Raw genomic sequence first — 20,988 nt, forward strand, 5'->3', positions numbered from 1 at the left:
AAGGGTCTTCACCTCCTAATAACTGCTGCTTTTCTTTAGTGTTTCTGTTATAATTTCCAATTTCATAAATCTAGAAGCCTTTACAAGTATGGTATCCCCTGTTTTAATATATTTTAAAATAGAGTTTATTAAATCTTCATATTTATCAAAACCCATAAATTTTCCTTTTTTATTAGTTAATTTAAACCCCCTTTCAAAATCCTTTTCATACTCTCCGAGGGCTATTAAAAGGTCTATGCCCTTTTCTCCTGCGTACATTCCGACTTCTTGGTGCATCTTATAGGCTTCTTCTCCTAATTCTCCCATAGTACCAAGTATAGCTATTTTTCTACTTGATTTAAATTCCTTCAAAACATCAATAGCCGCTTTCATAGATTCTGGATTTGCATTATAACAATCATTTATTATGGTAAAATTTTTTCCTCTAAGTATTTCCATTCTCATAGAAGTGAGTTTTATATTTTCAAATCCTTCTCTTATTTCATCATAGCTCATATTTAAAAGTCTTCCACAAGAAATAGCTAAAAGAGAATTTATTATATTATATTTTCCTGGCATATTTATTAAAAATTTTTCTTTGGTTTTAAAATTGTTTTCACATACCTTAAATTCAATACAGTCCTCCTTCACTACTATGTCATAAGCTGAAATATTTGTTTTTTCTCCTAGTCCTACCCTATTTAAAGTAAAATTTTTTTCCTCCAGAGTACTTAACAAATCATTGTCTGAGTTTATGATTAAAGCATTATCCTTTGAAAAGAAATCTGTTATTTCAAGTTTTGCATTTAATATATTCTTTCTACTTCCCAAATTTCCTATATGTGCTCTTAAAATATTAGTTATTACTGCTATATCAGGTCGTGCAGCCTTAACCATGTTATGTATTTCACCTCTCTGGTTCATTCCCATTTCAAGTACTGCCACCTCATAGCTGTTATCTAATTTAAATAACATATGAGGCAATCCTATCTGATTATTAAAATTTCCTTCTGTTTTAAATACCTTAAATCTAGCACCAAGTACAGCTGCAATTATGTCCTTAGTGGTGGTTTTCCCCACAGAGCCTGTAACAGCTATTATCTTTACATTGAGCTTACTTCTATAAAGTTCTGCAAGTTGAAGTAATGCTATATTTCCATTTTCCACTTGAATTATAGTAGTAAATTGATTTATTTCCTTCCTTTGAAACTTAACTTCATCTATAATACAAAGAGATGCTCCTTTTTTACTTGCACTCTCTACATATTCATTCCCATTAAATTTTTCTCCTTTTAAGGCAATGAATATATCTCCACTTTGTAATTTTCTACTATCTGTACTTATATTTTTATAACCAGTATATTTTCCTTTTAATATTATCTTGCCTGATATGGCTTCCACCATATCATCAAAACTCATATGCTCCAAGATCAGACACCCCTTTTTTTAATTAACAGTTCACAATTCACAATTGTGAATCGTGAATTGTTAATTGTTAACTGTGAATTCATTTATAATTTCTGCTACTATTTCTCTTTCATCAAAATGTATAGTTTTATCCTTTAAAACCTGATAATTCTCATGTCCTTTTCCTGCTATAACTACTACATCTCCGGTTTCAGCCATTTCCATGGCCTTTTTTATGGCCTCTCTCCTATTTTCAATCACAATATAATTGCTTTTTTTAATGCCTGCCAGTATATCTTTTATTATGGTCATGGGCTCTTCTCCTCTAGGATTATCTGAGGTCACTACTGTAAAATCAGAAAGTTCTGTAGCTATCTTTCCCATTATAGGCCTTTTAGTGCTATCTCTATCTCCACCACATCCAAATACAGAAATAAGTTTTCCTGTGGTAAATTCTCTGGCAGATTTTAATATATTTTCAAGTCCATCCGGAGTGTGAGCAAAATCTACTACAACCTCATATCCCAAATTATAGGATTTAGTAACTATTTCACATCTACCTGGAACAGAAGGCATTTCTTCTAATCCTCTTTTTACAGTATTTAAATCTACTCCTTCAGCCAGACAAACTCCTGCACTTCCTAGAGCATTCATTACATTATACTTTCCTGGTATATTTAAATTTATATGCCTTGTATTCCCTCTATATGATATATTAAAATCTACTCCCCTGGAATGAATTTTTAAATTATCTGCCATTAAATCTGCATTTTTATCTATGGCATAAGTCAATTTTCCGCCCTGCGCATCTTCATATACCCTTTCTCCATACTTATCATCTATATTTATTACAGAATTAACTGTATTTTTAAACAAAATAATTTTAGCTTTATAATATTCTTCAAAGGTTTTATGGAAATCCAAATGATCCCTAGTTAAATTCGTAAATAGAGCCTGTGAAAATTTTACTCCATACACTCTATCCAAATATAAGGAGTGAGAAGATGTTTCCATAACACAATAATCTACACCTGAATCCATCATTTCCTTAAATAATTTTTGAAGTTCTAAAGATTCCGGTGTAGTTCTATGGGAAGGCATCTTTTTATTTCCTACATAATTTGATATAGTACCTACCACTCCCACTTTATAGCCTGCAGTTTCCAATATGGATTTTATCATAAATGTAGAAGTAGTTTTACCATTTGTACCAGTTACACCTATTATTTTCATATTTTCAGCAGGATTATTATAGTAATTTGCTGACATGAGAGCCAATACCTTTCTAGTATCTTCCACCTTTATTACAGTACAATCAGGAATAGAATCAATTTCCTCATTTAATACAATTACCTCTGCTCCATTTTTATAGGCACTTTCTATATATTTGTGTCCATCGGTAACATACCCAGCAATACAAACAAATACATCTCCAGTTTTAACTTTTCTTGAATCATATTGAATTTCTCCTATATCTAAATTATCTTTTCCTTTAACAATTTTATAATCTATTCCACTTAATATATCTTTTAGATTCAAAATATCATCTCCCGATTATATAATATAGAAGTAATTATTAGATTTAGTTGGTAGCCTTCGAAATAAAATTTACACATAGCATTGGCATGCAACACTTATGTATATGTAACGGTATTGCATGCCTTAAACTAATCTTCTATTAACCCTTCCATTATTTTATTATAATTTTCTTAAAGCTTACTGTAAACAATAACTTTAATCGCCCTTCTCTGTACTAATAATTCCCGTACTATTACTTTGTGCTGTACCATTGCTTTCAGGGGTTGAGTCTCCTTTTATGGCAAGATAATTAAATATATCTGCAAAAAGCTGTTTTGCCGTAGGGGCAGCTGTTTGAGCCGCATAATAATTATAGGGATCTGGCTCATCTATGGATACTAACACTGTTATCCTTGGATCACTTGAAGGAGCCATTCCTGCAAAAGATGCTACATATTTTCCTGCCTGATATCCTCCAACTCCAGCTTTTTGTGCTGTTCCGGTCTTTCCGGCTATGTGATATCCTTCTATAAAAGCATTTTTACCTCCACCTTCTGAAACTACCCTTTCCAAATACCCCCTAAGCTGTGCAGTCTTATTCTCATCTAATATTTTGGTACTATTATTTTTAACATCATATTCTTTATCAACAACTTCTTTTCCTTTACTTTCATCATAATACTGTATTTCCTTCATAACATGAGGAGTAATTAAAGTACCTCCATTTGCCACTGCATTAAAAGCTCTTAAATACTGAACTGCAGACACGGTATTTGCCTGTCCAAAGGAAATAGTAGCTAAATCTATATCGCTTATATTCTCTGTCTTTTTTATTATTCCCTTAGCTTCTCCTGGCAAATCTATTCCCGTTTTCTGTCCAAAACCAAATTTTTGTATATAATAATTTAATTTTTCTTTTCCTATTTTCTTTCCTAATTCGGCAAATCCAACATTACAGGAATTCTTAAGTATATCTGAAAAAGTCTGTACTCCATGACCAGAAGTCTGCCAACAGTGTATAGTTCTGTTGCCTATGGTTATACTCCCGTCACAGGAAAAACTATCATTTTCTCCCACAGAATTTGTCTCCAGGGCAGTCTGTGCAGTTACCACTTTAAATATGGATCCTGGTTCAAAGGTATCACTTACCGCTCTATTTCTCCATATCTTTTGCAATTCATCATATGATTTATTTTCTACCCAAGGATTATTTGGATCATAATCTGGCTTATTGGCCATAGCAAGTATTTCTCCAGTTTTAGGATCCATAACTATTATAGAAACTGCATTGGCCTTATAATCATTTAATGCTTGCTGTGCAGTTTTTTCTGCAAAATGTTGAATCATTTCATCTATAGTAAGCACTATATCCTTTCCATCTACAGGTTTTGTAAATTCCGATATAGTGTATGGAAGCTCTTCACTTTTTCTATCTAATTCTGCCACTCTTCTGCCAGGAGTTCCTGCCAATTCCTTATTATAATAAAGTTCTACTCCAGTAAGACCAATTCCATCTGAATTAGTATGTCCTAATACCTGAGCCAGAAAATTACCATTTGGGTAATATCTTTTAGTATCTGCTGATATTAAAACTCCATTTAAATTTAGACTTGAAACTTTATCTGCTGCATCTTTTTCAACCCTTCTTTTTAAAGTCGCAGAAGCAATGGGAAGCCCTCCTGGAAGAGTCTTATTTAGTATCTTAGATACCTGACTTTTTTCCATAGAAAGGGCATTGGCAAGATCACCAGCCACCTTATCCTCTGATATGTTCTTCTCCTCCATAGTGCTTCTTAAAGTATTCATATCTAAATCTATCCTATAAACGTTTGCGCTAACTGCCAGTTCATTTCCATTTCTATCTAAAATTCTTCCCCTTTTGGCATCAATTTTTACATCACTTGTCCATTGAGCTATTGCCATAGATTTAAGTTTAGGTGAGTTATATATCATTACATAGCACATTCTAATTATCAACAAGAAAAATGCCATAAACAGGAAGCTAAAAACAATTATCATTCTCTTTCTGATAATTACCCTATCTCTATATTCCATTTTAGACAAAATTACTTACCTCCATATTAATTGCTTCAACTTATTTAAAATTCCTTTTTGTGTTTTTATTTCATCTACATCTTCTTGTGTTTTTACAGTTTTTTTATCCAGATTTACATAAACAGCATTTGCTCTATCTGGAACTATCATATGAAGTTTATTTACAGCATTGTTCTCTATATACTGTAAATTATTATATTTTACCAGGTCTACTTTTAAATTTTCATTTTCTCTATCAATTTCATTTATACTGCTTTCCACAGAATTTAATTCAGTCTGCATATTATATATCACAGAATATCTATATACTAAAACAATACCTACTATAAAAGCTAATCCTATATTTCTTATAATTTTAAGCTTCTTCTTTACCTTTACACGCCTTTTTTTATCTTTCCCTATATTTTTATTCCCATATTTTTTTTCTTCAGTTTCTATATAAGGCTTGTACTCCGGCTGTAACACGGTATTACCATTTACCATATCCTCTTCATTCATTAATATCACTTTATTCACCTCACCTAAACTTTAGAACTAAATTCTCTCTGCTACTCTCAATTTAGAACTTTTGCTTCTTGGATTTGTAAGCTTTTCTTCTTCTTTGGGAACTATTGGTTTTTTATTTACAATCTTTACAATAGGTTTTTTGCCACATACACAAATAGGAAAGTCTGCAGGACAAGTACAAGGATTCTCAAGCATTTTAAATTTGGATTTTATTATTCTATCTTCTAAAGAATGAAAGGTTATAATGACTATCCTTCCTCCTGTCTTTAAATTTGCTATGCTATCCTCCACTGCCTTATCCAGTATTTTAAGTTCTCCATTTACCTCTATACGTATAGCCTGAAAGGTTCTCTTCGCCGGATGACCTTCTTTTTGGAATTTTAAAGGTATGGCCTTTTTTATTATATCTACCAACTGTAAAGTAGTAATTATTGGAGCTTTCTCTCTTGTCTCTACTATAAACTTTGCTATTCTTTTAGAAAAATTTTCTTCCCCATAATCTCTTATAATTCTACAAAGTTGCTCCTGGCTATACTCATTTACCACCTCATAAGCAGATAAGGAACTATCTATATTCATTCTCATATCTAAAGGAGCATCCTTCATATAACTAAATCCTCGTTCTGATTGATCTAATTGATAAGAAGAAACTCCCAAATCCATAATTATCCCATCTACTTTATCTATTTCTAATCCTTTTAAAATTTGTTGTATATTATAAAAATTATTATGGACACAGATAATATTTTTAAATTTTTTTAATCTTTCGCCAGCCCGCTTAATTGCAGAGATATCTTGATCAATTCCTATTAATCTTCCTTTATCAGATAGTCTTTTTAATATTTCGTAAGAATGGCCTCCTCCACCTAAAGTACAATCCACATAGATTCCATTTTGTTTAATATTTAGACTATCTATAGTTTCTTTCAATAACACAGGTATATGTTTAAATTCCATAAAAAGTATCCTCCAATTTGCTATTTCCATGTTAAATTATCTCTGCTAATGTTATATTTATTTCATTCCATTTCATATGTAAATCACTAAAAATAAGTATTCTATATTAATATGTAAATTCCTCTTTTTTTATTATTATTTTAATATTTTTTTAAAATCTATTAAAGTGCTTTATTATTGAAATAATATTATTTGAAATAATATTATTTGTAGAGTATAATTTTAAATGAATTTTATACTAGTTTATACTAATTGAGAAGGGAATGTACACAGATGAAACTTGGAATTGTAGGTTTACCAAATGTAGGAAAAAGCACTTTATTTAATGCCATAACAAAGGCAGGGGCAGAATCTGCCAACTATCCTTTTTGTACTATAGAACCTAATGTGGGAGTAGTTAGCGTTCCAGATAAAAGATTGGATGTACTGGAAAAAATGTATAGTTCCAAAAAAAAGATACATACTGCCATTGAATTCTATGACATAGCTGGTTTAGTTAAAGGCGCCAGCAAGGGAGAAGGTCTTGGAAATAAATTTTTATCCCATATAAGAGAAGTAGAATCCATAGTTCATGTAGTAAGATGTTTTGAAGATGAAAATATAGTACATGTAGATGGAAGTATAGATCCTATAAGGGATATTGAGACTATAAATTTAGAACTTATCTTTTCAGATATGGAAGTAATGGATAGAAGAATAGAAAAGGTACATAAACTGGCCAAAAGCGGAAATAAAGATGCAAAATTTCAACAGGATACTATGTTAAAAGTAAAGCATCATTTAGAGAAAGGTATGCCCGTAAGAACTTTAGAGTTAACTAAAGAGGAAAATGAGCTTGTTAAAGATTTCTTTTTACTAACAACTAAGCCAGTACTTTATGTAGCTAATATATCTGAGGATGATTTAATTTCTGGAAATTTAGAGAATGAATTTGTTAAAAAAGTTAAAAGATATGCTGAAAAAGAGGGTTCTCAGGTAGTAGTTATCTCCGCTAAAATAGAAGAAGAACTTTCTTCTTTAGAAGAGGACGAAAAACTGGAGATGTTAAAGGAATACGGACTATGTGAAGCAGGACTTGATAAATTAATAAATGCCAGTTATAAACTACTGGGGCTTATGAGTTTTTTAACTGCTGGAACTCCAGAAGTAAGAGCTTGGACAATAAAACAGGGAACAAAAGCTCCTGAAGCTGCAGGCAAAATACACACTGATATACAAAAGGGATTTATAAGGGCAGAAATTATATCCTATGACAAACTTATAGAATGCGGCTCAGAGTCAGCTGCAAAAGAAAAGGGCTATTATAGACTTGAAGGCAAAGACTATATAATGAAAGATGGAGATGTAGTCCATTTTAGATTTAATGTTTAAAACCTATAATTGACAATGAATATCAGTACATTGTCAATTATATTGTAAATATATATTTTATCTATTTGAAGAATATTTTTTAAGTTCTCTTTTGGCTGTATGAATTACAGTATTATAATCTCTTTCCATAAGGATTTCCACTGCATCCTTCAAATTAGACATACAATAAATATGAAAATTACCTTTTTCTATTTCTTTTTCCACATGATTTTTCAAGGCCAGACTTTTAATGTTGGAGTTTGGAATAAGCACTCCCTTCCCCTTAGTACTTTCTAATATTTTGCATACTTTAAAAAAACCTTCTATTTTTTCATTTACTCCTCCTATAGGTTGAATTTCTCCAAACTGATTTATGGATCCTGTTACTGCTATATTTTGTTTTATTCCTATTTTAGTAAGTGAAGATATCATACTTATTATTTCAGCTACAGAAGCACTATCTCCATCTATTTGTCCATATACTTGTTCGAAGCTCAAATAAAAATCCACAGAAATTTTATCATAACCTCCAGTTAATCTTTTTATATAGCCTTTAAGAATATTTATAGCTTTATTGTGAATTTTACCACTTAAATCACTTTCCTTTTGTACATCTATAATATCTCCATTACCTTTTAAACAAGTACACGTTATTTTTATAGGTTTACCAAAGCTAAAATATCCTGTGTTAATAATAGACAAACCATTTATCTGTCCTATCACTTTCCCAGTTACATTTATAAATATCTGTCCTCCTCTATACATATCTATAACTCGCTTTTCTATTAATTCTTCCTCATAGGCCGTATTTATAATATCTGTTCCAGTTATAATTTTTCTTCCTTCTTTTATCACCCTATTATCTGAAATCATTAGAATTCTTTCCAATTCATAATCATCCATAAACAATTTATCTCTATTTTCAGCTTTTCTTGACAAAAATTTTGCCAGCTCTTTTATACCCTCCTCATCCACATCATGAAGTTTATTATTTCTGCATATGGAAAACAATCTTCCTAAAAAAGATATTTTTGTTTCTTTATTAATATTTAAAAGGGCATTATATTCTACCCTGATTTTAAATATCTTTTTGAAATCTTCATCGTAACTATATAATAAATCATAGGTATTATAATCTCCTATGAGTATTATTTTTTCACTAAATTTTATAGGTTCTGGTTTTAATCCACCTAAAGATAATAATTCCAAATATCCCCTATCATAGTTTAGATCAATTTTACCGCTTATAATAGATTTTTCTAAATAGTAATAAGCTGATTTATTGTTTAAAAGGCTGCTTACCCTGAGTATTAAGCAGCCTCCGTTTGCCTTTAAAAGAGACCCTGGCCTTATAAGATTTACCCCTGTAGTATAGGTTCCATTTATATTTTCATATTCCACACTTCCAAGTAAATTATTTAAATTTGGATCCTCTTCAAAAATTATAGGTGGTTCCTCATTTTCGCTATTATCCACCAGTACATTTACCGAATATTTATAAATTATCTTTGATATATTATCCTTATCATCTTCATAGCTTATAGAATATATATCCTTTATTTCATTTTCTATATTATTGCATACCTGACCTAGAAATTCTAAAGCTTCATTATCTTCTTTAAATAATTTTAAACACTCTTTTTTTATCTCTTCTGTTTCTTTTTCATAATAGCTATTTATAATAAATTTAATTTTTTCAATTTGACCAAGTTCTATATTCTTTAATTCTTCCAGTACTTCTTCTGAACTAGTTTTTAGTATATTTACCTTATTTATTATATTTTCTTTTTCTTTCATTCCTAACATTTCATATTCACTTTCGTTCATCATTTCCCCATTTTGTTTCAAAGGAATAAAATTAAAACCATTTTCACTGACCTTTAAGGTGAATCCTTCCTTTTGAGATATTTCCAAAATTTTATTTATTAATCTGCTTCTTTTTTTCTGGAGTTCCTCTACCAAGACTTCTTTTTCTGAATAAGAAGAACCATTATAAAATTCATAGGTACATTCAAAATACTTTTTTTGCACCTTTTTTAACATAAGTTTTAATTTTTTTCCTTTACCTGCAGTTAAAAATAATACTTTGGGCTTTTTTATATCTTTTACTACCACATAACATATATCTTGCAAAGGACTTTTATTTTCTATAGTACTTTTTATAAACTCCATAATATTCTCAAGTTTATCTCTGGAAAAATCATCTACAAGATATATATTGTATCCTTCTTTATTTATTTTTAATGCCATGTCAATCTTTTCATATACTTCTTTATATTCAGGTATAAACCTAAATGTTTTGTTTATATCATCTTTATTCTTATGAACAAAATCAGTATCATATAATCTAAAATTATATATAATTTTTTCTTTAGACAACTCCCTATCCATATCTCTTCCCCCTTTTTAGCTACTTAATATAATAATATTCTTAAAAACTTATTTAGGAACGAAAATGAAAAATAAGTATATATAAAACTTATGTGGAAACTATAATTAAGAATAAACAGTTATATTTCAAAAATATACATAACTATGGTATAATATAATAAAATTTTGTCTGTTATTTCTGTTGAATATTCAGCCTTAATATCAAGTTATTCTTAGATTGAACTGGATTTTTCCATAAGAGAGATACCTTTTCCATCTAAATCTTAGAAGAACTTATCCAATGGTACACCAATACCTATTCCCCACTTTGAAGAAACTGGGGCATTAAGCAGAAAGGGGTACCCTTAGGATAAAAATAAAGTAATAAAGGGGTTAATATTATATGAGTTTTAAAGAAAAGATTGCACAATACTATACAAAATCCTATTTAAAAAAATATGGGGATAGATTAACTCAGATACAAGGTACCGTAGTGTCTGTTAAGATAGCCAGAAAAACTATATTATGGATATTTAATAAACTAACAGTAACTCTTTTAGTAAGACCTGAGAGAAGTAAAAATATAGTAAAGTGTTCTTATATCAGAAAGAAATGGTTTAAAAAACCAGAATTTATACCTATAAATCAGGGGAATTTAGTCTTAGTTCAAGGTCTTAAAGGAAAAAAAGGAAAAGCAAATAGAGAAAGTTTAGACCTTATAAACATACGAAATATAACTTCTAAGAAAGATTTAATACCTATAGAAGGTAAAATGCCTAAAGTACAAAAAATAAAGAGATTTAAATAACAAATGCAGGAATTGAAAAAACAATTCCTGCATTTGTTATTTAAAATATAAATATATGCCATTAATAAATGCAATTATACCAGAAAAGAATAGAACTATAAGCCACTGTGCAATACCTAATGGGGATGTATGAAATACTCCCTGAAGAAATGGCATATAGAGTATACATAAGAGCATAAAAATAGATGTAGCTACTGCACCTAAAAGATAAATATTAGTAAATAGACTTATTTCAAATAAAGAGTGATTTTCTGATCTGCATTCAAATACATGTATAAGCTGTGATATTATAAGAGTACAAAGAGCTATAGTTCTTGAAGTTTTAAGTCCAAATCCTAAATAAAGCCCTATTACAAATGCAAGTACCGTACAAACTCCAATTAATGCTCCTCTTACAATTATCTTTTCACTAAGTCCTCTGGCAAATATGCTTTCATCTTTAGCTCTTGGTTTATCTCTCATTATATCTCCCTGTGGTGGATCTACGCCAAGAGCTATAGCAGGAAGCCCGTCTGTAGCTAAATTTACCATTAATATTTGTATAGGCAGCAGCGGAGTATCTAAATAAAACAAAGAAGTTAAAAACATAGTTAAAACTTCCCCTAGATTACAGGACAGTAGATATCTTATAAACTTTCTTATATTATTATAAATTACCCTACCCTCTTCCACAGCAGATACTATAGTTGTAAAGTTATCATCCAGCAGTATCATAGAAGATGCCTCTTTAGTTACATCTGTTCCTGAAATACCCATGCAAATTCCTATATCCGCCTCTTTCACAGCTGGAGCATCATTTACCCCGTCCCCTGTCATGGCAACAATATTGTTTTTAGATTTAAAAGCTTTAACTATTCTCAATTTATGACCTGGGTTAACTCTGGCAAATATAGATATATCATTTACTTTACCTGAAAGCTGTTTATCGCTTAGCTTGTCTAATTCTTCTCCTGTTATAACTTCCGATTGACTTTTGCATATGTTCAATTCTTTTCCTATGGCAAAAGCTGTATTTTTATGATCTCCTGTTATCATAACTGGTCTTATACCTGCCAGTTTACATTTTAATACAGCATCTTTTGCTTCACTTCTAGGAGGATCTATAATTCCAGCCACTCCTATAAAGATTAAATTATTTTCAAGAGATCTATTGGCATAAACTTCTTTATCCTTATAGGCACATGCTATACATCTAAGTGCATCAAAGGACATATTTTCTACTGACTTTAAAGCCCTATTTTTTTCAATGGATGTAAAGAGTTTTATTTGTCCCTTATCTAGTATATATTTGCATTTATTTATTACCCTCTCTGGTGCTCCTTTTACATAACATACCTTCTTTAAACCTTCCTTCACTATAACAGACATCATTTTTCTATCTGAATCAAAAGGTATGTCATAAATCCTTTTAGCCTTATCTAGAAAATCCTTTAAAGATTTACCTTCTTTAAAAAAAGCTTTTATAAGAGCCGTTTCCGTAGGATCTCCCATAAGTGCCTCTGAAATATTTTTTTTCTTAGGATCAAAATTAGAGTCATTACAATATGTAAAAGCTTTTTTCATAAGAATATTTTCCGGCAAACTACTTTTTTCTGACTTGTGTACTTTTCCATTAAAATATAAAGCTTTAACAGTCATTTTATTTTCAGTAAGAGTTCCTGTCTTGTCACTACAAATTATAGAAGTACATCCTAATGTCTCTACTGCAGGCAATTTTCTCACTAGAGCATTTCTTTTTAACATCCTGGATACTCCAAGGGCAAGTGCCACTGTGACTATAGCTGTAAGACCTTCTGGAATAGCTGCTACAGCTAAACTCACTCCTACTAAAAACATCTCATATTTATCCTGCCCTCTCCACATACCAGTTAAAGTCACCATAACACATATGACGATACATATTACAACTAGTACTTTTCCTAAAGAGGAAAGTTTTTCCTTAAGAGGTGATCTCTCTTTTTCAATATTCTGAAGCATACCTGCTATCTTTCCCATCTCTGTATCCATACCAGTTGCTATCACCTTGGCTTTAGCCTTTCCTTTAACAACTATAGTACCCATATATATAGAATTATTTTTACCTGAAATACTTTTTTCTACCCCTAAGGATTCTCCTGTCAAAATAGATTCATCTACCATAAAATTCCCTTCAGATATTAAAATACAATCTGCAGGTACTTTATCTCCTGTTTCCAACAATACTACGTCTCCTATAACCAACTCCTTGGCATTTATAACCTTTAATTTACCATTTCTAATCACTTTTGATGTAGGAGAAGCCAATTCTTTTAATGCTTCTAAGGACTTCTCTGTTTTAAATTCCTGCACAAACCCTAATATGGCATTCATAATTACAATAATAAGTATGGTTATTGCATCTGCTTTCTCTCCTATAAATCCAGATATTATAGTAGCTACTATAAGAATCCATGTTATAAAATCATTAAATTGGGAAAAAAATATTTTTATTGAGGATATTCTTTTTTTATTTTCTAGTACATTGGCACCATACTTTTTAAGTCTTCTCTCTGCTTCCCCTTGAGTTAATCCATTTTCTAATTCTCTCTCATCTACCAATTCTATCCCTCCAGGACATTCATTTTATACAACTAATATATGCCCTTTTCATCTTATATTATGACAGAATAATCTTTTATTTATCTGAAAGCTATCATACAGCCAACTTCACCTAAATCTAAAAATTATTCTATATTCAAGTCATTGTGATACACTTGATTAACATTAGATATAATAGAAGTATTTATATCATAATAGTGTAGCCTATAATTATTATATGTAGATAATTAGATGGAGTTTTGCTATAATATTATTGTTTATATATTAGGGTGTGTCTGAAAACTAAATATTGCGAAAGAAGCGAGTTTTAGGTAAAATAAGATAAAAAACTCGGAGGGTGCAAATATGTCACAGAAGCGTTATGAAATATCAGATGAACAATGGGATCAAATAAAAAACTTAATTCCAATAGCAAAAACAGGACGACCTCCAAAAGACAACCGACTTATATTTAATGCCATACTATGGATTGCAAGAAGTGGTGCAGCATGGCGTGATTTACCAGAACGCTTCGGTTCATGGAAAACTGTATACAGTCGTTTTTGTAAGTGGCGTAACGATGGTACTTTATTAACAATTTTTAAAGAGTTAACCTCAGATGCAGATTATGAAAATTTAAGCATTGATTCAACATGTATAAAAGCCCACCAGCACAGTGCTGGTGCTAAAAAGGGGCTGTAAACAGCGAAACAAAACAGCATATTGGACTGAGTCGCGGCGGACATACAACAAAAATTCATGCAGTTGTTGATGGACTTGGCAATCCAATCCATTTTCAATTATCATCTGGCAATCTACACGACAGTACACAGGCCGTAGATGTTCTTTCCAACGTTGATATAGAAGGCAGCAATATCCTGGCAGATAAGGCATATGGCACAAATGAAATTAGAGAATATATTACTTCAAAGAAATCCTCATATACTATTCCACCAAAATCAAATGTAAGAGAACCATGGAATTGTGACTGGTGGCTGTACAAGGAACGTCATTTAGTTGAATGTTTCTTTAACAAAATCAAACATTTTAGAAGAATTGCAACTCGTTATGACAAGCTTGCTGATTCTTTCCTTGCTTTTGTTTATATTGCTGCTATTTTTATTTTATCTAAGTAATTTATTGTTGCATTGTTTTCAGACACACCCTAATAAACCATATTCAGATAATATTTTATTTATTTGTTTATATTAGGAGGAAAAATTCATGAACGACATTATATACATAACGGGACATAACAATCCAGATACGGATTCTATATGCTCTTCCATAGCTTATGCAGAATTCAAAAATAAAACAGGTTTAAATGCAATCCCCATAAGATTAGGAGATATAAATAAAGAAACTCAATTTGTACTGGATTACTTCAATGTTAAACCTCAAAGGTTAATGACAAATGTTAAAGCTCAAATTTCAGATTTGGATATTGATAGTGTAAACCCTATATCCCCACAGACATCTTTAAAAACCGCCTGGTCCATGATAAGTAAAACCAGTGTAAAGACTCTTCCTGTTGTAGATGAAGAGGATAGACTAATAGGTATTGCATCTCAATCAAATGTAACTTCTTATTATATGGACATATGGAATGCCAACATAATAGAAAAAAGTGGTACCACTCTTGAAAATATATTAGATACCCTTTCAGCTAAATGTTTAAATACTTTTGATGAAAACTCCACATTTAATGGAAAGATTATAGTTGCTGCTATGCAGCCCGAAAGTATGACTGCTATGATAGAAGAAGGGGATATAGTAATATGCGGTGATAGGCAGGATGCACAGGATGAAATACTAAATTCTAAAGCTTCCCTTATGATAATAACAGGCAACCATACTGTAGGTGAAGATATAATAAAAAAAGCAGATGAAATGAAATGTACAATTATAGTCACTCCTTTTGATACCTTTACTACTTCCAGATTGATTCCCCAAAGTATTCCTGTAGGGTATGTTATGAAAAAGGATGATATATTATCTTTTAAAACTTATGACTTCATAGATAAAGTAAGAGAGGTTATGTTAAAAACCAGATACAGGAGTTATCCTGTGGTAGACTCTGAAAACAGGGTTGTAGGAAATATTTCCAGATACCATTTAATATCACAAAACAAGAAAAAAGTAATACTAGTAGATCACAATGAAAAAGCTCAGTCCGTTCAAGGACTTGAGGATGCAGAAATTCTTGAAATACTAGATCACCATAAAATAGGTGATGTAAAAACCGGTTCTCCTATATACTTTAGAAATGAACCTGTAGGCTCTACGGGAACTATAGTAGCTTCAAGATTTTTTGAAAATGGAATAAGACCTTCTCAAAAAATTGCAGGACTTCTTTGTGCTGCTATAATTTCAGACACTTTACTATTTAAATCTCCCACTTCTACAGACTTAGATAAGATGATGCTAAAAAGATTATCAGCTATAGCCAGCATAGATCCTGAAGCTTTCGCAAAAGAAATGTTTAAAGCTTCTTCTTCTCTTAAAGGAAAGACCCCACAGGAAATATTAAATGAAGATTTTAAAACTTTTAATATTTCTGATGTCAAAGTAGGAGTCGGTCAGGTTCAAATTATGGATACTGAAGAATTCAAGTGCATGAGGCAGGATGTATTAGATTTTATGGAATTAAAATCTTCCGAAGAAGAATTCGGACTTATAATACTTATGGTAACAGATATATTAAGAGAAGGTTCTGAACTCATAGCTGCAGGTGCACAAAAAGACATTGTTTCTAAAACTTTTGGAGTAAATCTAATAGATAATGGGGCTTATGTACCAGGAATTTTATCAAGGAAAAAACAAGTTATACCACCTCTCACTGCAGCAATGTCTTCCTAAAAAGAAAGAAATGTATAAAAAAAAATTTGCAGGTTGTTATAATAACCTGCATTATATTTTAATCCTGCTTTGCACCTTTTCTTATATGTTCTCTCATTATTTGAAACAGTCCTCTTATTATTTTTTCCCTACTTACTCTATCCAATTCTACAAAAGATACTCCACATATTAATTTTTTATTTTCTTTATTCTCATAAATTCTAACCAATTTTCCTTTTACATCCAATCTATCATTTACAAGAGGAAGTGTTATAATAATTTTATCTCCCAGCTTTAATTTATCTTTTAAACTGACATCTACAGCAAATTTCATTCCTCCACCACTCATATCTAAAGAGCATGCTTTAAATACCTCTACTTGATCATTTAAATTATTTAAACTTTTTTCTACAGGAATTAATGCACATAATATATCTAAAATTAAGGGTACCCTTACAAAATTTCTTCTTTGAAAAAGTTCTACTTTTTCCGGTTTTTTTAACATTATTATAAGTATTTTCTCTATTTTACGTCCAATAACCACCGTATAAAATTTATATATGTTTTTTCCCTCATAGTATATTCCCTCCACTCTATCTCCCTTCTGGAGAGACATATACTTATGGTTACATACTGGCACACTTATACCTATATGTTCTTCTGATACATCCTGAATATTACTTTTATATATTTCGCCACCATCATCTATTTCAATTCTATTGTTAATTATAAACTCAACTTTGCATTTCATCTTACCTCTTCTCCTTACAAAAATTATAAAAGAACATTAAAAATTTTTCTAATAAACTCTTTATTATTATATCACTGTACTTTAACTGTTTGTATACATTTATTTGTTATTTTTTAATTTACTATTAAAAACACAGTATAAAAATATAATTAAAAATTACATATAATAATGAATAAAAGGCCTGAAAGCAATATATACTTTTTCAGGCCTTCTATATAATTAATCTCGTATATCTGACATATCTACAGTTCTCATCTTTACATCACAATTTTCATTAGATGGAAATATATCCTCTTCTAAGTACTCTAGATCATCTGTTTCATCCTCTTCTCTTAACTTATCCTCTTTAATACCTTCTTCTAAATCTTCTTCTTCATTTAAATTCTGCCTATAATTAGGTATGGAATATCCTTCATAATAGGGATATGTTGGCGGTGACATTTGTGGCATATAATTTGCTGGACACATATATCCCATATATGGATTTGAATTCACACTACCTAAGAAAACAGGATACATTCTATAAAGAGCAGGTTCATAATACATATAAGGCATATCTATAGGGTACTGATAATCATCCTCCATGTCATCATACATATCATCATTTTCGTCCATATATTCATCTGGCTCCATATCTGGCCATCTGTACATAATATAACTCCTCCTGAAAATATTACATCTATATATTATATGTTTATGTAGTGCGTATGTTTACATAAAATTATCTTTTCATATTATTTATAAGTCCCCACATCTCATCAGCAGTGGTAAGCCCTTTTGCTCCCAAGGAGAATGCTCTTTGAGCCAATATCATATCTGTAATTTCCCTGCCCAAATCCACATTGGATTGTTCTAAATACCCTTGAAGTATATTTGCATCTTGATTTTCAGTGATTTGAACATTCTCTGCAGGCAAGTATAGATTATCACCAATGGATACCATGGAATCCTGCCCTACTGCATTATATACATTTATCTTTCCATATAATACACTGTTATCATCTATATTCACATATATTTGTCCCTTTTTATCTATTGTAAAATTATCATTATTAAGTAAAACTCCTGAACTCATCAAATTAGTTCCTTCTTCTGTAAGATTTACCTCCAGCCTGTTTCCATCTGGATCCACCAATTCTCCATTTGAATCTACATTAAAATCTCCTGCTCTCTCATAGCCTTGAGTACCGTTTTGAAGGGTTATTCTAAAAAATCCTTCTCCATCTATTGCCATATTTGCTTTTAACCCTGTTTCCTTAAGACTGCCCTGTGAAGTATCTCTAAGCCAGTTTGTAGTTCTAACTCCAGTACCATTAATAGTATTCTGCCCTTCATCATTAACTGGATATCCATTTCTATCTAAAGTTTCATATACCAGATCCTGAAAATTCACAACCTCTTTTTTATAGCCAACAGTCTCTACATTTGCCATGTTATTAGATATGCTATTGAGTTTTTCCTGTTGGGCATTCATGGCACTTGCACTATTCCATATAGCTCTAAGCATAAAAACCCCCTCCTTGAAATAAATAAAATATCTCTACCTTTAATCTATTATAAACTTTTACATACTCTATACTTTCCCTGCTTCATTTATTAATTTATCCAAAGTTCCATCTATCGACTGAACTACCTTTTGATCCGTCTCAAAAGCCCTCATAGTGGTTATTAAATCAGACATTGTATTTACTAAGTTTACATTGGACTTCTCCAGTGATTTTTGTCTCACTACTGTATTTATTTCTCTTGCATTTTCTCCAGTATATAAATTATCTCCAACCTTAGTTAAGGCATTATAGTCATTAAAATCCACTGTATATATTTTATATCTTTCATTGCCATCTATACTTATATTCCCATAGGCATCTGAAGTTATCTCTCCACTACCCACATTTATGGCACCCAGTGCTCCTGTTTGATTATCTCTTCCTATAACCGTATTTCCAGAATCATCTACCAGTATTCCCTGTGTATTTACATGAAAATGTCCATCTCTGGTATAAAACTCATTTCCATCTTCTCTCCGAACTGTAAAAAATCCTCTTCCCTCAATGGCAAAGTCTGTAGATATGTCAGTAGATTCTATAGTGCCTTGAGTAAATCCTGTATTTACTGAATCTATCTTACTTCCCAAGGTCATAGAACCTATTACATTCCTTACATTTTTTCCATTTACTATTTTGTCATAATTTTGTATAAGTACTTCATTGAATATAGTACTTTTCAAATCATCCTGCTTAAATCCAACAGTATTTACATTGGCTAAATTATTTGTTATTACATCCTGCTTTGCCTCTTGAACTATCATACCAGACACAGCTGTATAAAAACTTCTAATCATTTATTTCCCTCCCCACTATTGATAACTTTCATTTCATCTGGATATTTCATTCCCATAGAACGGGCTTTATTCTCAATTTGACTTTTACTCATTTCGTATTGAATTTTTACACCACTCATAACAAATGTAGCTATTAGAATACCTATACCTATGCCTATTAATATCTTTCTATCACTAAAAAAATCAAAAATTAATCTTATTCTGTATATAACTCTTTTATTAATAGAACCTCCCCCTTATCAATACCCGTTTTTTCAGATACTTCATCTATAGACATACCTTCTTTAAGCAATTCTCTTATTTTATGTATCTTGATGTTATTACTACTTTCTCCTTCATTCTTACCACTGATAAACTCTTCATGTTCTCCAGTTTGTTCTACAATAACATTTTCATTGTGTTCATCCTTGCTTTCATTTTCCAAAATGTTAACTGGATTATATTTTGAATTATTATCTGTCTTATTACTATTTAAATCAATATTTTCAGTAACTTTTTCGCCCCTGCCATTATAAAGCATTACTTCAGTAATTGGATTTTTTCTCTCATATCTTAAATTTTCTATTTCTTCCTGAAGTTTAAATATTGTTTCTGAAAATTCCTTTTTTATCTTAGTAATTTCAACTTTATAATCCTCCATGCTATTTTGCTTCATATCCAACTGATGTTGAAAAGATTTTTTCTCTTTAATCACTGCATTTAAATTCAATACTATAAGAAGTATTCCCGTTATAATCAGTATAATTACACTCATATTAACTCCTCTTTTAAAATCCCAATTACTATAAAAAATCTTAATTGGAAGATTCATATATATTTCAATTTCACCATAGCTTTTCTTAAATGTACCATTGCCCTACTGTGAAGTTGACATACCCTGGATTCAGATACATTTAAAATATGACCTATTTCTTTTAATGTTAACCCTTCATAATAATACAAAGTGAGTACTAAATTATCTTTTTCATTTAAAAGTTCTAAAGCTTTGGCCAAATATTCTAATCTTTCTTTCTCCTCCAAACTCTTTTCTGGACTAGGACTTTTAGTATCTTCTATGGTACCCATAATAGGAATATTATCCTCATCTGAAAATATTAAATCCTCCAAAGAAACCATAGATATATAATTTATATAATTTTCAATTTCCATCATTTCCTTTAAAGATATTCCCAGCTTATCAGCTATCTCAACACTACTGGGCTCTCTACCTAACTCTCTCTGAAGATATTCCACCGCTGCATTATACCTATTAAGCTTGTCCATAGCCCCTTTGGAAATAGGACTATTTCTTCTTAATTCATCTATCATAGAACCTTTTATTCTTATGGAAGCATAAGTGGAAAATTTCATCCCCCTATCCTTATCGAACTTATTTATTGCATCCATTAATCCTAAAGTTCCATAGCTGACCAAATCTTCATATTCAATATATCTAGTCTTTCCTATTATGACTCTAGACGCAATATATTTCACTAGAGGAAGATATTTTTTAACTAATTCTTCTTTTATATTTAATTCATTTGCCAAAGCCATAATTTTAGTCTCCCTTCA

General features: G+C 30.8%; 17 protein-coding genes and 1 pseudogene. 4 read left to right on the forward strand and 14 right to left on the reverse strand.

The window, feature by feature from the left end; all coding sequences use genetic code 11:
• Positions 1-15: 15 nt before the first annotated feature.
• The 5 genes from murF to rsmH all read right to left on the reverse strand — a co-directional run bounded on the left by murF (position 16) and on the right by rsmH (position 6,423).
• The gene (gene murF / locus AB3K27_RS13105; RefSeq protein ID WP_368487869.1) at positions 16-1,407 is read right to left on the reverse strand and encodes a UDP-N-acetylmuramoyl-tripeptide--D-alanyl-D-alanine ligase; all 1,392 of its coding nucleotides are present in this window, start codon (positions 1,405-1,407) and stop codon (positions 16-18) included.
• 60 nt (positions 1,408-1,467) lie between these two features.
• Positions 1,468-2,925, reverse strand: a complete 1,458-nt coding sequence (locus AB3K27_RS13110; protein ID WP_368487870.1) for a UDP-N-acetylmuramoyl-L-alanyl-D-glutamate--2,6-diaminopimelate ligase — start codon at positions 2,923-2,925, stop codon at positions 1,468-1,470.
• A 195-nt stretch (positions 2,926-3,120) separates the two neighbouring features.
• Complete coding sequence (locus tag AB3K27_RS13115; RefSeq protein WP_368487871.1) at positions 3,121-4,968, reverse strand: stage V sporulation protein D; 1,848 nt, start codon at positions 4,966-4,968, stop codon at positions 3,121-3,123.
• A 6-nt stretch (positions 4,969-4,974) separates the two neighbouring features.
• A complete protein-coding gene (locus AB3K27_RS13120; protein ID WP_368487872.1) occupies positions 4,975-5,475 on the reverse strand; it encodes a hypothetical protein in 501 nt (166 codons plus the stop codon).
• An 18-nt stretch (positions 5,476-5,493) separates the two neighbouring features.
• Positions 5,494-6,423 carry a 16S rRNA (cytosine(1402)-N(4))-methyltransferase RsmH gene (gene rsmH, locus AB3K27_RS13125; protein WP_368487873.1) on the reverse strand — a complete coding sequence of 310 codons (930 nt, stop codon included), beginning with the start codon at positions 6,421-6,423 and terminating at the stop codon, positions 5,494-5,496.
• Between the two features lie 273 nt (positions 6,424-6,696).
• Here rsmH and ychF point away from each other — a divergent pair, with 273 nt between their 5' ends.
• Complete coding sequence (gene ychF, locus AB3K27_RS13130) at positions 6,697-7,794, forward strand: redox-regulated ATPase YchF (RefSeq protein ID WP_368487874.1); 1,098 nt, start codon at positions 6,697-6,699, stop codon at positions 7,792-7,794.
• Positions 7,795-7,851: 57 nt separating this feature from the next.
• Here the strand turns inward: ychF and AB3K27_RS13135 are convergent, their stop codons facing one another.
• Positions 7,852-10,164: an AAA family ATPase gene (locus tag AB3K27_RS13135; protein ID WP_368487875.1), complete on the reverse strand. Its 2,313-nt coding sequence runs from the start codon at positions 10,162-10,164 to the stop codon at positions 7,852-7,854.
• A gap of 382 nt (positions 10,165-10,546) precedes the next feature.
• Between AB3K27_RS13135 and AB3K27_RS13140 the strand changes: the two genes are divergently transcribed.
• The gene (locus tag AB3K27_RS13140; RefSeq protein WP_368487876.1) at positions 10,547-10,951 is read left to right on the forward strand and encodes a hypothetical protein; all 405 of its coding nucleotides are present in this window, start codon (positions 10,547-10,549) and stop codon (positions 10,949-10,951) included.
• A 36-nt stretch (positions 10,952-10,987) separates the two neighbouring features.
• Here the strand turns inward: AB3K27_RS13140 and AB3K27_RS13145 are convergent, their stop codons facing one another.
• A complete protein-coding gene (locus AB3K27_RS13145; protein WP_368487877.1) occupies positions 10,988-13,528 on the reverse strand; it encodes a calcium-translocating P-type ATPase, PMCA-type in 2,541 nt (846 codons plus the stop codon).
• 345 nt (positions 13,529-13,873) lie between these two features.
• Here AB3K27_RS13145 and AB3K27_RS13150 point away from each other — a divergent pair.
• Both AB3K27_RS13150 and AB3K27_RS13155 read left to right on the forward strand, forming a co-directional pair.
• Positions 13,874-14,643, forward strand: a pseudogene (locus AB3K27_RS13150) (IS5 family transposase).
• Between the two features lie 88 nt (positions 14,644-14,731).
• Positions 14,732-16,366 carry a putative manganese-dependent inorganic diphosphatase gene (locus AB3K27_RS13155; RefSeq protein WP_368487878.1) on the forward strand — a complete coding sequence of 545 codons (1,635 nt, stop codon included), beginning with the start codon at positions 14,732-14,734 and terminating at the stop codon, positions 16,364-16,366.
• Between the two features lie 58 nt (positions 16,367-16,424).
• Here the strand turns inward: AB3K27_RS13155 and AB3K27_RS13160 are convergent, their stop codons facing one another.
• From AB3K27_RS13160 to AB3K27_RS13190, 7 genes are all read right to left on the reverse strand, one after another.
• Entirely contained in the window at positions 16,425-17,096 is a 672-nt protein-coding gene (locus AB3K27_RS13160) for a flagellar brake protein (protein WP_368487879.1), read from the reverse strand.
• A 219-nt stretch (positions 17,097-17,315) separates the two neighbouring features.
• A complete protein-coding gene (locus AB3K27_RS13165) occupies positions 17,316-17,747 on the reverse strand; it encodes a hypothetical protein (RefSeq protein WP_368487880.1) in 432 nt (143 codons plus the stop codon).
• A gap of 70 nt (positions 17,748-17,817) precedes the next feature.
• Positions 17,818-18,603: a flagellar basal-body rod protein FlgG gene (locus AB3K27_RS13170; RefSeq protein ID WP_368487881.1), complete on the reverse strand. Its 786-nt coding sequence runs from the start codon at positions 18,601-18,603 to the stop codon at positions 17,818-17,820.
• Positions 18,604-18,669: 66 nt separating this feature from the next.
• The gene (locus AB3K27_RS13175; RefSeq protein ID WP_368487882.1) at positions 18,670-19,437 is read right to left on the reverse strand and encodes a flagellar basal-body rod protein FlgG; all 768 of its coding nucleotides are present in this window, start codon (positions 19,435-19,437) and stop codon (positions 18,670-18,672) included.
• On the reverse strand, positions 19,434-19,556 hold the full coding sequence (locus tag AB3K27_RS13180) for a hypothetical protein (RefSeq protein ID WP_368487883.1): 123 nt from the start codon (positions 19,554-19,556) through the stop codon (positions 19,434-19,436). Before AB3K27_RS13180 ends, AB3K27_RS13175 begins: the two co-directional genes overlap by 4 nt.
• Positions 19,557-19,633: 77 nt before the next feature.
• The gene (locus tag AB3K27_RS13185) at positions 19,634-20,191 is read right to left on the reverse strand and encodes a hypothetical protein (RefSeq protein WP_368487884.1); all 558 of its coding nucleotides are present in this window, start codon (positions 20,189-20,191) and stop codon (positions 19,634-19,636) included.
• 53 nt (positions 20,192-20,244) lie between these two features.
• Positions 20,245-20,970, reverse strand: coding sequence for a FliA/WhiG family RNA polymerase sigma factor (locus tag AB3K27_RS13190; RefSeq protein ID WP_368487885.1), 726 nt, complete (start codon positions 20,968-20,970; stop codon positions 20,245-20,247).
• Positions 20,971-20,988: the final 18 nt, after the last annotated feature.

It is taken from the genome of Clostridium sp. BJN0013 (assembly GCF_040939125.1).
Lineage (GTDB): Bacteria > Bacillota > Clostridia > Clostridiales > Clostridiaceae > Clostridium_B.